The sequence below is a fragment of the Pectobacterium aquaticum genome, from assembly GCF_003382565.3.
GTDB classification, from domain to species: domain Bacteria; phylum Pseudomonadota; class Gammaproteobacteria; order Enterobacterales; family Enterobacteriaceae; genus Pectobacterium; species Pectobacterium aquaticum.
The window spans coordinates 107,417-120,020 of record NZ_CP086253.1; the positions used below are offsets into that span (position 1 = coordinate 107,417).

Annotated in this window: 14 protein-coding genes; 10 read left to right on the top strand and 4 right to left on the bottom strand. The window is 53.2% G+C overall.

Annotation, left to right across the window (positions count from 1 at the left end; translation table 11 throughout):
- Positions 1-28: 28 nt before the first annotated feature.
- Entirely contained in the window at positions 29-658 is a 630-nt protein-coding gene (locus DMB82_RS00430; RefSeq protein ID WP_102118118.1) for a lysoplasmalogenase, read from the bottom strand.
- A 192-nt stretch (positions 659-850) separates the two neighbouring features.
- Between DMB82_RS00430 and DMB82_RS00435 the strand changes: the two genes are divergently transcribed.
- A complete protein-coding gene (locus tag DMB82_RS00435; RefSeq protein ID WP_102118119.1) occupies positions 851-1,171 on the top strand; it encodes a DUF1820 family protein in 321 nt (106 codons plus the stop codon).
- An 89-nt stretch (positions 1,172-1,260) separates the two neighbouring features.
- On the opposite strand, the gene DMB82_RS00440 is transcribed toward DMB82_RS00435, so the two are convergent.
- Together DMB82_RS00440 and rsmD are read right to left on the bottom strand one after the other, a co-directional pair.
- Positions 1,261-1,536 (bottom strand): DUF1145 family protein, encoded by a 276-nt coding sequence (locus DMB82_RS00440; protein ID WP_161503027.1) that lies wholly within the window; start codon positions 1,534-1,536, stop codon positions 1,261-1,263.
- Positions 1,537-1,565: 29 nt separating this feature from the next.
- Positions 1,566-2,141 carry a 16S rRNA (guanine(966)-N(2))-methyltransferase gene (gene rsmD / locus DMB82_RS00445; RefSeq protein ID WP_102118120.1) on the bottom strand — a complete coding sequence of 192 codons (576 nt, stop codon included), beginning with the start codon at positions 2,139-2,141 and terminating at the stop codon, positions 1,566-1,568.
- Positions 2,142-2,490: 349 nt separating this feature from the next.
- Between rsmD and ftsY the strand changes: the two genes are divergently transcribed.
- The 4 genes from ftsY (at position 2,491) to rpoH (ending at position 6,637) form a co-directional block, all read left to right on the top strand.
- Positions 2,491-3,789, top strand: coding sequence for a signal recognition particle-docking protein FtsY (ftsY, locus tag DMB82_RS00450; RefSeq protein WP_116164047.1), 1,299 nt, complete (start codon positions 2,491-2,493; stop codon positions 3,787-3,789).
- 5 nt (positions 3,790-3,794) lie between these two features.
- Positions 3,795-4,466 carry a cell division ATP-binding protein FtsE gene (gene ftsE / locus DMB82_RS00455; protein ID WP_102118122.1) on the top strand — a complete coding sequence of 224 codons (672 nt, stop codon included), beginning with the start codon at positions 3,795-3,797 and terminating at the stop codon, positions 4,464-4,466.
- Positions 4,456-5,424, top strand: a complete 969-nt coding sequence (gene ftsX / locus DMB82_RS00460; protein ID WP_102118123.1) for a permease-like cell division protein FtsX — start codon at positions 4,456-4,458, stop codon at positions 5,422-5,424. The genes ftsE and ftsX overlap by 11 nt, the downstream gene beginning before the upstream one ends.
- Before the next feature lie 355 nt (positions 5,425-5,779).
- Positions 5,780-6,637 (top strand): RNA polymerase sigma factor RpoH, encoded by an 858-nt coding sequence (gene rpoH / locus DMB82_RS00465; RefSeq protein WP_039275909.1) that lies wholly within the window; start codon positions 5,780-5,782, stop codon positions 6,635-6,637.
- Between the two features lie 88 nt (positions 6,638-6,725).
- On the opposite strand, the gene panM is transcribed toward rpoH, so the two are convergent.
- Entirely contained in the window at positions 6,726-7,172 is a 447-nt protein-coding gene (panM, locus tag DMB82_RS00470; protein WP_102118124.1) for an aspartate 1-decarboxylase autocleavage activator PanM, read from the bottom strand.
- Positions 7,173-7,576: 404 nt separating this feature from the next.
- Here panM and DMB82_RS00475 point away from each other — a divergent pair, with 404 nt between their 5' ends.
- The 5 genes from DMB82_RS00475 to livF all read left to right on the top strand — a co-directional run bounded on the left by DMB82_RS00475 (position 7,577) and on the right by livF (position 12,519).
- Positions 7,577-8,689 carry a branched-chain amino acid ABC transporter substrate-binding protein gene (locus tag DMB82_RS00475; RefSeq protein ID WP_116164049.1) on the top strand — a complete coding sequence of 371 codons (1,113 nt, stop codon included), beginning with the start codon at positions 7,577-7,579 and terminating at the stop codon, positions 8,687-8,689.
- A 158-nt stretch (positions 8,690-8,847) separates the two neighbouring features.
- Positions 8,848-9,774: a high-affinity branched-chain amino acid ABC transporter permease LivH gene (gene livH / locus DMB82_RS00480; protein WP_039275912.1), complete on the top strand. Its 927-nt coding sequence runs from the start codon at positions 8,848-8,850 to the stop codon at positions 9,772-9,774.
- On the top strand, positions 9,771-11,045 hold the full coding sequence (locus DMB82_RS00485; protein WP_103862333.1) for a high-affinity branched-chain amino acid ABC transporter permease LivM: 1,275 nt from the start codon (positions 9,771-9,773) through the stop codon (positions 11,043-11,045). The genes livH and DMB82_RS00485 overlap by 4 nt, the downstream gene beginning before the upstream one ends.
- Positions 11,042-11,812: a high-affinity branched-chain amino acid ABC transporter ATP-binding protein LivG gene (gene livG / locus DMB82_RS00490; protein ID WP_116164051.1), complete on the top strand. Its 771-nt coding sequence runs from the start codon at positions 11,042-11,044 to the stop codon at positions 11,810-11,812. Before DMB82_RS00485 ends, livG begins: the two co-directional genes overlap by 4 nt.
- 5 nt (positions 11,813-11,817) lie before the next feature.
- Positions 11,818-12,519 carry a high-affinity branched-chain amino acid ABC transporter ATP-binding protein LivF gene (livF, locus tag DMB82_RS00495; RefSeq protein WP_116164053.1) on the top strand — a complete coding sequence of 234 codons (702 nt, stop codon included), beginning with the start codon at positions 11,818-11,820 and terminating at the stop codon, positions 12,517-12,519.
- Positions 12,520-12,604: the final 85 nt, after the last annotated feature.

Consider the following 12,604-nt stretch of genomic DNA (forward strand, 5'->3'; position numbering starts at 1 on the left):
AGCCAGATTTTCGTGAGCGCCGCGAACGTCAGAAATAGAGGGAGCGAACGATCAGGAAATGGCCGCCAAAATAGCCCGCCGCCACAATCGCTTGATGGGCACGGAATGGAAAACGGTAATGGTGAATCAGCCAAGCCGCATGGGCGATAAATAGCAGTACGGTGCCCGTCAGCAGGGAGACATTCGCGTTTGTCCCCAGCGCAAAATACCGCTCGCCAGCAATCCAGACCATTAACGTCGTCATGATGATGAATGCGCAGGCGGGCCAACGCTGTGTTTCTAATCGTCCCCAGATAATGGCGATCAGGATCACGGCCAGAATGACGAGCGTTAATGCCAGCGGCCAAAAGAAAGTCAGTGAAATCTGTCCGGTAAAAAAGCTAATGGTGTACAGCAGATGGGAGAGGAAATAGGCGCCAAATGCGTAAAGCAGACGCTGAGTCGGCAGCAACAGCAGGGTATCTGCGACGAGCGTGGCCAGCAGCCCCAGCACAATCAGATAGCCCAGCACACCAAGTAGCGGCATCTGCCAGGCTAGCGCCAGCAGCAGTAGCATCGTGACCGGTTTGAATAACCAACGTTGCCACGTTGGACCACGGTAGCTGGCGTCCACATACAACCAACCAGAAAAAAGCACAGCAATAAATGACCAAAGCATAGCGTGTCCTTTTTGTGTTTTTGTTTGTGTCAGGATAAAAATAAACCGTTCTTTGTTCAGTGTAGGGGATTGTGGGGAAGTTAAACAACACGGGGTGAGACGGATGCGATTTCTGTGAGCTTCATGGTATGTTATCGCCTGTTTTTATTGTAGATGGGCGCCGTGAAGTCTTGTAAGGGAGCATTGTGTTGAATGAGTAATGAATCCGCGCTTTATCGTATTCAATTTATAAATAACGGTAAGAATTACCAGCTTTACGTGCGTGAGTTGGTGCAGAGCAGCCTATTCGGTTTTATTGAAATCGCCGACGTCGTGTTTGATAGCCAGTCTACGGTGTTGGTTGACCCGTCAACCGAGAAACTGAAAACGGAATTCTCCGGCGTGAGCCGCAGTTTCATCCCTCTACAGGCGATCATTCGCATTGATGCCGTGACGGAAAAAGGCAGCGCACGCATTTCTGATTTAGGCGATAACGTTGCCGCGTTCCCTTATCTTCCCGGCAAGAAACCCTGATTTTCTCGGCGCGTGTCCTTTGAGCGAAAGGGCACGAGCTTTATTCGCATTGTGCCTCAATTCGGATTGTGCCCCAGCAGAGGTAGCGATTACGGCTTCGGTGGCTTAGGCTGCTTTTTCTGCCACGCCAGCAGCTCAAACACGCCAAAAAGGAAAATGCGTGCCTGAAGCGCGCGGCTCAGCGCAGGGCTGTCTTTCGGCTGGCTGGATTTTAACAGCAGCAGTTGAAAACCATGCATCAGGATCATAAATACCATCGCCACGGTCATGAAGATATTCAACGGCTTGGGGAACGGCTGAATCAGGTTAAGCAACAAAAATCCCCACACGCCCAGCATCAGTAATCTGCCAAGGTTAATCAAAATCATCTCTTACCCTTACGTCGCTGCGAAGATCACTGACGGATGTATAAACGGTAGGCGACCTGGCCCGCAATTTTTTCACGGTGCAGTTGCCAATTCTCCGGGATAGTCAGTTGCGCATTTTCCGCTTCTGTTTCCACGTAAATCCACGCGTCGGGTGCCAGCCAGCCCTGTTGTTCCAGCAGAGCAAGCGTGTTGTTCAGCAGTTCTTTGCGAAACGGTGGATCGAGAAACACAACGTCAAACGGTGTGCCCGGCTTTGCCAGCCAGCTCAAGGCATCAGTATTGATCACCTCGGCGTTTTCCGCCCGAAGCAGCGCCAGATTTTGCGTTAATTGCTGGGCGACTGCACGCTCCATCTCCAATAATGTGGCGTGTGCAGCATAACGAGAAAGGGCTTCCAGCCCGAGCGCACCGCTGCCAGCAAAACAGTCCAGACAGCGCGCCTGTTGAATGACGGGAGCCAGCCAGTTAAACAGCGTTTCCCGTACGCGATCGGTGGTGGGACGTAAACCGGGGCTATCAGGAACCGGAAGTTTTCTGCCGCGCCATTGACCACCGATGATTCGGATTTGTCCGGCGGCTGACGATGCATTTTTTTTAGCCATAGCTCACAGGGTTATTGTTGTGCCGCATCATCATGGTGTGGATGCGGGCAGGAAATTTCTGGCGCTATTCTAGCGGCGGTTACGTGTAGAGGGAATGTTAAGATGGACGTTAAGGCGCTTAACCCAAAATTTTGTGCTGTCTGCGGCCTTTCGATCACGTACGGTGTTTGACACACTTCGTTACGGACAGTGCCTTTCGTTACGAAGATTGTCGGCAGCGCGGAGAATTGTCTGCCATTGCCCCCGTTGGCTGCGTGTTGCTGTCGGCCGGAAAGTGTTAAACTTGTTGTTTAAATATGATTTTCATTGATTGATTCGCTGCGGTGAGCAGCGTGGAGCGCGATCGCACATGTCAAAAGAAAAGAAGCGCGGTTTTTTTTCCTGGCTGGGATTAGGGAAACAGGAAGAGAAACAACAGGAACAGCCGCCAGAGCAGCCAGTTGTTGAAGAACAGATAAAGGTTGAAGAACAGATAAAGGTTGAAGCGGAAGACGTGATCCAATCGGTTGCTGAGCGTGATGTTACCGCCTTTGCTGACGCGATCGACCATGACGTTCTCGATCGTGATATCGTCGATCCGATCGTGCAGACCTCGATCGCCGACAGCGCGACGGTGGTTAATGCTGAGTTGGACGTTGCGCAGCAGGAAGAACAAGAATACGAAGAACCAGAACCTACGCAGCCGGATGATCTCCCGGCTGTGGCGCAAGAGCAGGAACGTCCGACGAAAGAAGGTTTCTTCGCTCGCCTGAAACGCAGTCTGGTAAAAACGCGCCAGAACCTCGGTTCCGGATTTATCGGATTGTTTCGCGGTAAGAAAATTGACGACGATCTGTTTGACGAACTGGAAGAACAGTTGCTGATTGCCGATGTTGGGGTTGAGACGACCCGTAAAATTATCGGCAGCCTGACTGAGCACGCTAGCCGCCGCCAACTGAAAGATGCTGATACGCTTTTTGTGAAGCTGAAAGAAGAAATGGCGGAGATTCTTGCTAAGGTGGATGCCCCGCTGAATATCGAAGGCAAAACGCCGTATGTCATTCTGATGGTTGGCGTTAATGGCGTGGGTAAAACCACCACCATCGGGAAAATGGCACGCCAGTTCCAGGCACAGGGCAAATCCGTGATGCTGGCGGCGGGGGATACTTTCCGTGCGGCGGCGGTCGAGCAACTGCAGGTCTGGGGACAGCGCAATAACGTGGCGGTGGTGGCACAGCATACCGGTGCGGATTCGGCATCGGTGATTTTCGATGCGATTCAGGCAGCGAAAGCGCGCGGCGTTGATGTCCTGATCGCGGACACCGCCGGTCGCTTGCAGAACAAAGCGCATCTGATGGAAGAGCTGAAAAAGATTGTACGCGTAATGAAGAAGCTGGATGAAGACGCGCCGCATGAAGTGATGCTGACGCTGGATGCGAGCACCGGGCAGAACGCAGTGAGCCAGGCCAAGCTGTTTAATGAGGCGGTTGGGCTGACGGGCATTACCCTGACTAAGCTGGACGGCACCGCGAAAGGCGGGGTGATTTTCGCCATTGCTGACCAGTTTGCTATTCCTATCCGCTATATTGGGGTCGGTGAAGGTATTGAAGATTTACGGCCATTCAAGGCCGATGATTTTATTGAGGCACTTTTTGCCCGAGAGGATTAAAACGGATGATTCGTTTTGAACAGGTCAGTAAAGCTTACCTCGGTGGGCGTCAGGCATTACAAGGGGTGGATTTCCATCTGCGCCCCGCGGAAATGGCGTTCCTGACTGGCCATTCCGGCGCAGGGAAAAGTACCCTGCTGAAACTGATTTGTGGCATTGAACGTCCTAGCGCGGGTCAGATTTTGTTTGGCGGCCACAATATCAGCCGCCTGAAAAAACGCGAAGTCCCGTTCCTGCGACGCCAGATCGGCATGATCTTTCAGGATCACCACCTGCTGATGGAACGCACGGTCTATGACAACGTCGCGATGCCGCTCATCATCGCGGGCGCCAGCAGTGAGGATATCCGTCGCCGGGTATCCGCCGCACTGGACAAGGTTGGCCTGCTGGATAAAGCGAAGAACTATCCTATTCAGCTGTCCGGTGGTGAGCAGCAGCGCGTTGGCATTGCACGTGCGGTGGTGAACAAACCTGCGGTATTGCTGGCGGATGAACCGACCGGCAACCTGGACGACGTGCTGTCAGAAGGCATTTTGCGCCTGTTTGAAGAATTCAATCGTGTTGGCGTTACCGTCCTGATGGCGACGCATGACACTGGGCTTATCGCCCGCCGTAATTACCGTGTGCTGACGCTGTCGGATGGCCGCATGGTGGGGGGAAACCACGATGGCGAATAACGTCCGTAATGCGAAAAAACCTGTCGCAAAAGCGAAAGCGCTGCGCGGTGGCTGGCAGGAACAGTGGCGCTATGCCTGGGCCGATACGTTAGCTGATATGCTGCGCCAGCCGCTGGCTACCTTTCTGACCGTGATGGTCATCGCTATCTCGTTGGCGTTGCCCAGCATCTGCTATCTGGTCTGGAAAAATGTCAGTCAGGCGGCCACACAGTGGTATCCCTCGCCGCAGTTGACGGTGTATCTGGACAAATCGCTGGATGACAACGCAGCACAGGCGGTTATCACGCAGCTTCAATCTGAAGACGGTGTCGATAAAATCAATTATCTGTCGCGCAATGAAGCGATGGGCGAGTTCCGCAACTGGTCCGGTTTTGGTGGCGCGCTGGATATGTTGGAAGAGAACCCGCTGCCAGCCGTGGCGATTATCACGCCGAAAATGAGTTTTCAGGATTCCAACACGTTGACGACGCTGCGCGACCGCGTGGCGGCGACGCAGGGCGTGGATGAAGTACGGATGGACGATAGCTGGTTTGCGCGGTTGGTGGCATTGACCAATCTGGTTGGGCAAATTTCCGCGATGATTGGTGTCCTGATGATCGTCGCCGTCTTCTTGGTGATTGGCAACAGCGTGCGTTTGAGTATTTTCAGCCGTCGCGAAACCATCAATGTGATGAAGTTGATCGGTGCGACGGATGGCTTTATTCTGCGCCCGTTCCTGAATGGCGGGGCGGCGATGGGCGTAGGTGGCGCGGTGCTGTCGCTGATTTTATCGCAGGCGCTGGTTTGGAAACTGGGTGCGGTGGTGGCGCAGGTGGCGTCCGTCTTCGGTACGACGTTTGCCGTCAAAGGATTAAGCTGGGATGAATCTCTTCTGCTGCTGTTAATCGCTGGCATGATTGGCTGGTTGGCCGCCTGGCTGGCAACGGTGCAACATTTACGCCGTTTTACACCACAGTAAGCGTTTTCTGGTATAATTATCCCCTGTAATTCAGACCGTATTGCAGGGGAAATCTCCTCAGCGACATCTCTTATTTGTTCTTCCCGCTGTGTTTTCCCCTTGGTTTAGCGTGTGTGAGTGGCTCGTTTTCCCCCAGCTTGATCTCTGTCATGAGGTGAATAAAATGATAGGAACTTGTGAGCGAAATCACAGTCTGAATAGACAGATTTTAGGATTTGATTAATCTGGTTTTAGGTTTTTCATAAAATAAGCTTTTAAGGTGCCGCATTTTGCCATTTTCGCGCAAAACGATGCGGTTAAGCAGTGCTAAGATAGCCAACTGCAATATGACGAGTAGAGCAACTGAGAGGGTTGAATGACCAAAGATATGCAAACTTTCACCTTAGTTCCCCAAGGCAGTTTGGAAGGATATATTCGTGCCGCCAATGCCTATCCGATGCTGACGGCGGAGGAAGAGCGGGCGCTGGCTGAACGGCTGCATTATCAGGGCGATCTGGATGCGGCTAAGCACCTGATTCTGTCACACCTGCGTTTTGTTATTCATGTTGCCCGTAACTATTCCGGCTACGGCCTGCCGCAGGCGGACCTGATTCAGGAAGGGAACATCGGCCTGATGAAAGCGGTACGTCGCTTTAACCCTGAAGTCGGCGTGCGTCTGGTTTCTTTCGCCGTGCATTGGATCAAAGCCGAAATTCATGAATACGTGCTGCGCAACTGGCGTATCGTGAAAGTCGCGACCACTAAGGCACAGCGTAAACTGTTCTTTAACCTGCGTAAGTCGAAAACGCGCCTCGGTTGGTTTAATCAGGATGAAGTCGAACTGGTTGCGCGTGAGCTTGGCGTGACGAGCAAAGACGTGCGCGAGATGGAATCCCGCATGGCGGCGCAGGACATGACGTTCGATCCGACGCCTGAAGAAGATTCACACGACGGCAAGGCGATGTCGCCGATGCTTTACCTACAGGATAAATCGTCTGACTTTGCCGATGGCATTGAAGAAGATAACTGGGAAACGCATGCGGCCGATAAGCTCACCTACGCGCTGGAAGGGCTGGACGAACGCAGCCAGCACATTATTCGCGCCCGCTGGTTGGATGATGACAACAAATCCACCTTGCAGGAGCTAGCCGATCAATACGGCGTTTCCGCAGAGCGTGTGCGTCAGCTAGAAAAGAATGCGATGAAAAAACTGCGAGCGGCCATAGAAGCTTAATCGCTCTCATCGCCTCTTTCTTTCGCGGCCGGGTAATAATACCCGGTCGTTTTGTTTTTTTGTCTGATGCCAGCCCGCAGTGCGTGAGCTATGGCTTCTCTGGGTTGAGTTGGTCAAGAACCAACGGCGTTTCTTTTCTACGAATGTAGCGCCAGCCGCCGGATACAGGTGAAAAGCCGCAAGACAACATAAATCGCGCCAGTACCTCCTCTTTGATCGTCGCGTGATCGGCTGTGGCCAGCCACCACTCGTTCACTTCAGGAAGCTGACGACGCACTTCATCAATCAACAGTTTCCCTACGCCCCGTCGCCGCGTGACGTCCCTCACCATCAGATCGCTTAGCTCTGCATAGTCCCCTTCAATTTCGACCAGCACACCACCTAACAGCCGATCGTTAAAACGGGCTGCAAATAATCGCCAATCGAGTGAGAGGTCTTCTTCTAATAAATCAATGTTCTGATGTGGCCAGATTTTTGCCAGATCAATTTTATCCTGAGGGCTGAATCGGGTGAGGCATTCAACGGTTAGTTTCATTTTTATCGGCACTCCATCATATGAGTGAAGAATAATGTCGTTGTTTTGTAGTGGTTCGGTGATGTAATTTGATCGTTATGGTTAATAGGGCAAATGTTTTTCTCATTCTTTGTTTTTCGAGTAATCCATCAACAATTAATGCACAAAGTAGAATATCTGACTATATATAAATTAAATGCTGGTTGTTGCATCTGGTGTTTTGTGCTGTTTGCTCCGCTTGTTTCTGACAGTGTCAGTTGATTTGCAGCATAAAATTCCTGTTTAATAATATGAAAAATAAAGCCTTATTAGAAATTATTACTAATAATAACCTAAGCCTTTCTTACTTATAAGAAAATAGCAGGTTATGGCGGAAGGCGGTCAGGTTTTCGGCAATATCCATAATGACAGATGGGGTAAAAAGAATGAAGCTCAGTAAAGGTAAAGTATTGCTGATGGGTTGTATGGCTGCGGCGTTGAGTCACGCAGTCAGCGCTGCCGATATTAAGGTTGCGGTTGTTGGTGCCATGTCTGGCCCCGTTGCACAGTATGGCGATATGGAGTTCATTGGCGCGCGTCAGGCCATTGAAGACATCAACGCAAAAGGCGGTGTAAACGGTAACAAACTGGTTGGCGTTGAATATGATGACGCGTGCGACCCTAAGCAGGCCGTTGCCGTCGCGAACAAGGTCATCAATGACGGTATCCGTTATGTGATTGGTCATCTGTGTTCCTCCTCAACGCAGCCTGCGTCTGATATCTATGAAGAAGAAGGCGTGATCATGATTACGCCTGCGGCAACCAACGCCGACTTAACCACGCGCGGCTACAAAATGGTGCTGCGCACGACGGGGCTGGATTCCGATCAGGGGCCAACCTCAGCAAAATACATTGTCGAAACCATCAAACCGCAGCGTATCGCCGTGGTTCATGACAAACAGCAATATGGTGAAGGGCTGGCCCGCTCTGTTCAGGATAGCCTGAAAAAAGCCGGTGCGAATGTTGTACTGTTTGAAGGTGTGACGGCGGGTGATAAAGATTTCTCCACGCTGGTTGCGCGTCTGAAGAAAGAGAACGTCGATTTCGTCTATTTCGGCGGCTACTACCCAGAAATGGGGCAGATTCTGCGTCAGGCGCGTCAGGCTGGCATGACCACCAAATTCATGGGCCCGGAAGGCGTGGGTAACTCGTCGCTGTCCAACATCGCAGGCGATGCCTCTGAAGGCATGCTGGTGACGCTGCCGAAGCGTTACGATCAGGTTCCTGCTAACCAACCGATTGTCGATGCGCTGAAAGCCAAGAAGCTGGATCCAACCGGTCCGTTCGTTTGGACGACCTATGCCGCGCTGCAATCGCTGACCACGGCGATGACGCGTACGGGTAGCGATGCGCCGGAAAAACTGGCCGCGGATCTGAAAGCGAACCCTGTGGATACAGTAATGGGACCATTAAGCTGGGATGCAAAAGGCGACCTGAAAGGGTTTGAATTTGGCGTATTTGAGTGGCACAAAGACGGTACGTCCAGCGCAGTGAAATAATCATCATGCCGGTAGGTGGGTAACGGATAAAGATGCCGTTGTCCGCCTCTTCGGCGTGAAGAGTATTCTTCGCTCGCTGCGTGTATACCAATAATAATCCCTCAATACCGAAGCCCCCGTTGCCGCAAGGCGCGGGGGCAGCATTTAAGGTTTAAGGTATGTCCGAGCAGTTCCTTTACTTTTTTCAGCAGATGTTCAACGGCCTGACGTTGGGCAGCACCTATGCGCTGATCGCCATTGGCTACACCATGGTTTACGGCATTATCGGCATGATTAACTTCGCACACGGCGAAGTGTATATGATCGGTAGCTACGTCTCCTTTATTGTGATTGCGGCCCTGATGATGATGGGTATCGATGCTGGCTGGCTCCTGATTGGTGCCGCTTTCATTGCCGCTGTGGTCATTTCCAGCGCCTACGGCTGGAGTATCGAACGGGTGGCTTACCGACCTGTTCGAACGTCAAAGCGCCTGATTGCGCTGATTTCTGCCATCGGGATGTCAATTTTCCTGCAAAACTACGTCAGCCTGAATCAGGGCTCGCGTGATGTTGCGCTGCCGAGTCTGGTGACCGGCCAGTGGGTGCTAGGCGAAAGCAATGGCTTTGCCGCGACGATTAGCACCATGCAGTTGACCATCTGGATTGTTACGTTCCTCGCTATGCTGGCCCTGACGCTATTTATTCGCTATTCCCGTATGGGTCGCGCCTGCCGCGCCTGTGCGGAAGACCTGAAAATGGCTAGCCTGTTAGGGATTAGCACCGATCGCGTGATCTCCCTGACCTTCGTCATTGGTGCGCTCATGGCCGCCGTTGCTGGCGTGCTGCTGGGGCAATTCTACGGCGTCATCAACCCCTATATCGGCTTTATGGCCGGGATGAAAGCCTTTACGGCGGCGGTACTGGGTGGAATCGGCAGCATCCCTGGTGCAATGATCGGTGGGCTGATTCTGGGCGTAGCCGAAGCGCTGACGTCTGCTTACCTGAGCACGGAATACAAAGATGCGGTGTCGTTTGCGCTGCTGATTGTGGTGCTGTTGGTGATGCCAACCGGTATTCTGGGTCGCCCGGAGGTTGAGAAAGTATGAAGCAGCTCAACCTGTTTAATGCGTTGGTTTCCGCGTTCATGCTGCTGGTGCTGGCCTCGTTCTTAATGGGCATGCAACTGGCGCTGGATGGCACCAAATTGGTGGTGCGCGGTGCCGATGAAGTGCGCTGGTATTGGATTGGTGCGGGCTGCATCGTGGTGTTCTTCTTCCAGTTGATCCGCCCGTTCTTCCAGCAAAGCATCAAGAAATTTTCCGCTCCGTCACTGGTGCTGCCGAGCTTTGATGGCAGTACGCCACGGCAGAAGATATTAGCTGCGGCGTTGATTATCGCGGCTATCGCCTGGCCGTTTCTGGTATCGCGCGGTTCGGTGGATATCGCCACGCTCACGCTGATTTACGTGATGCTGGGTCTGGGCTTGAACGTTGTGGTTGGCCTGTCCGGTCTGCTGGTATTGGGCTACGGCGGGTTTTACGCCATTGGCGCGTACACCTATGCGCTGCTGAATCACTATTACGGCTTGGGCTTCTGGGAAAGTCTGCCGCTGGCAGGAATGGTAGCGGCGCTGTCCGGCTTCCTGCTAGGGTTCCCAGTGCTGCGTTTGCGCGGTGACTATCTGGCGATTGTGACGCTCGGGTTCGGTGAAATTGTTCGTATCCTGTTGCTGAACAACACTGAAATTACCGGTGGTCCGAACGGCATCAGCCAGATCCCTAAACCGACCTTCTTTGGTCTGGAATTTGGCCGCAGCGCGCGCGATGGCGGTTGGGATACGTTCCACAACTTCTTCGGTCTGCAATATGACCCCAGCGATCGCGTCATCTTCCTGTATCTGGTCGCGCTGCTGTTGGTGGTGTTAACCCTGTTTGTGATTAACCGCCTGCTGCGTATGCCGCTGGGACGTGCCTGGGAAGCGCTGCGCGATGATGAAATCGCCTGCCGCTCTCTGGGGCTGAGCCCAACGCGCATCAAGCTGACGGCCTTTACCATCAGCGCCGCGTTCGCCGGTTTTGCTGGGACGCTGTTTGCCGCGCGTCAGGGTTTCGTCAGCCCGGAATCGTTCACGTTCGCTGAATCTGCTTTTGTGCTGGCCATCGTTGTACTGGGTGGAATGGGCTCGCAGTTTGCGGTCATTCTTGCTGCAATCTTGCTGGTCGTCTCCCGCGAACTGATGCGCGATCTGAATGAATACAGCATGCTGTTGCTGGGTGCGTTGATGGTTCTGATGATGATTTGGCGTCCGCAAGGCCTGCTGCCGATGAAGCGTCCTGAGATGAAGTTGAAAGTCGCGAAGAAGGAAGAGCAAGCATGAGCACGCAGCCACTATTATCAGTCAGAGGTCTGATGATGCGTTTTGGCGGCCTGCTGGCGGTCAATAATGTTGAAATGGACATTCATGCTGGCGAAATCGTCTCGCTGATCGGCCCGAACGGGGCGGGGAAAACCACGGTCTTTAACTGCCTGACCGGTTTTTATCGCCCAAGCGGTGGCACTATCATGCTGCGCGATCGTCATCTGGAAGGGTTACCCGGACAGGCGATTGCCCGAATGGGCGTGGTGCGCACATTCCAGCACGTTCGCCTGTTCCGTGAAATGACGGTGATCGAGAACCTGCTGGTGGCACAGCATCAGCACCTGAAAAGCGGCGTATTTGCCGGGCTGTTGAAAACGCCGGGCTTTCGTCGTGCGGAAGCAGATGCGCAGGAGCGCGCCGCGGTGTGGCTGGAGCGTATCGGCCTGCTGGAGTTAGCGAACCGTCAGGCGGGGAATCTGTCTTACGGCCAGCAACGCCGTCTGGAAATTGCCCGCTGCATGGTGACGCGCCCTGAGCTGCTAATGCTGGATGAGCCTGCGGCTGGTCTGAACCCGAAAGAAACTGACGAGTTAAATCAGCTGATTGCGGAACTGCGCGGTAGCCATCAGGTGTCCGTGTTGTTGATTGAACATGATATGAAACTGGTGATGGGAATTTCCGACCGGATTTATGTCGTCAATCAGGGAACGCCGCTGGCACAAGGCACTCCAGCTGAAATTCGTAACAACCCAGATGTCATCCGTGCCTATCTGGGTGAAGGATAACGTTTATGCTGTCATTACATCAGGTTTCGGCCCACTACGGAAAAATTCAGGCGCTGCATCAGGTGAGCCTGCACATTGATCAGGGCGAGATTGTTACGCTGATCGGCGCGAACGGCGCCGGTAAAACCACGCTCCTGGGCACGCTGTGCGGTGACCCGCGCGCCACAGAAGGCACCATCACGTTTGATGGCAAGGACATCACGAACTGGCAGACCGCGCAGATTATGCGTGAAGCTATCGCGATTGTGCCGGAAGGGCGTCGCGTCTTTTCCCGCATGACGGTAGAAGAGAATCTGGCGATGGGTGGGTTCTTTGCCGAGCGCGATCAGTATCAGGAACGGATTGCGCGCGTCTACGATCTGTTCCCGCGTTTGTATGAACGACGCGCCCAGCGTTCCGGTACGATGTCCGGCGGTGAGCAGCAGATGCTGGCGATTGGCCGTGCGCTGATGAGCCAGCCGCGTTTATTGCTGCTGGACGAGCCGTCGCTGGGCCTGGCACCGATCATCATCCTGCAAATTTTCGATACGATCCAGCAACTGCGCGAAGAAGGCATGACCATCTTCCTGGTAGAGCAAAACGCCAATCAGGCGCTGAAACTGGCCGATCGGGGTTATGTACTTGAAAACGGCCATGTCGTATTGGAAGATACCGGAGCGGCATTGTTAGCTAATGAAGCGGTACGTTCGGCCTATCTGGGCGGATAATTTTAGAGCAGATCTACCCTAAATCATTCGAGCGGCGGAACGCCAACGCGCATGCTGCTTGAAGGATGACAGGGAGAATCGTTAT

What these genes read in the sequence shown, in the direction of transcription:
- DMB82_RS00430 (WP_102118118.1), bottom strand. Translation starts at nt 658, where the DNA reads ATGCTTTGGTCATTTATTGCTGTGCTTTTTTCTGGTTGGTTGTATGTG.
- ftsY (WP_116164047.1), top strand. Translation starts at nt 2,491, where the DNA reads ATGTCAAAAGAAAAGAAGCGCGGTTTTTTTTCCTGGCTGGGATTAGGG.
- rpoH (WP_039275909.1), top strand. Translation starts at nt 5,780, where the DNA reads ATGACCAAAGATATGCAAACTTTCACCTTAGTTCCCCAAGGCAGTTTG.
- DMB82_RS00475 (WP_116164049.1), top strand. Translation starts at nt 7,577, where the DNA reads ATGAAGCTCAGTAAAGGTAAAGTATTGCTGATGGGTTGTATGGCTGCG.
- livF (WP_116164053.1), top strand. Translation starts at nt 11,818, where the DNA reads ATGCTGTCATTACATCAGGTTTCGGCCCACTACGGAAAAATTCAGGCG.
- livG (WP_116164051.1), top strand. Translation starts at nt 11,042, where the DNA reads ATGAGCACGCAGCCACTATTATCAGTCAGAGGTCTGATGATGCGTTTT.
- DMB82_RS00485 (WP_103862333.1), top strand. Translation starts at nt 9,771, where the DNA reads ATGAAGCAGCTCAACCTGTTTAATGCGTTGGTTTCCGCGTTCATGCTG.
- livH (WP_039275912.1), top strand. Translation starts at nt 8,848, where the DNA reads ATGTCCGAGCAGTTCCTTTACTTTTTTCAGCAGATGTTCAACGGCCTG.
- panM (WP_102118124.1), bottom strand. Translation starts at nt 7,172, where the DNA reads ATGAAACTAACCGTTGAATGCCTCACCCGATTCAGCCCTCAGGATAAA.
- ftsX (WP_102118123.1), top strand. Translation starts at nt 4,456, where the DNA reads ATGGCGAATAACGTCCGTAATGCGAAAAAACCTGTCGCAAAAGCGAAA.
- DMB82_RS00435 (WP_102118119.1), top strand. Translation starts at nt 851, where the DNA reads ATGAGTAATGAATCCGCGCTTTATCGTATTCAATTTATAAATAACGGT.
- rsmD (WP_102118120.1), bottom strand. Translation starts at nt 2,141, where the DNA reads ATGGCTAAAAAAAATGCATCGTCAGCCGCCGGACAAATCCGAATCATC.
- ftsE (WP_102118122.1), top strand. Translation starts at nt 3,795, where the DNA reads ATGATTCGTTTTGAACAGGTCAGTAAAGCTTACCTCGGTGGGCGTCAG.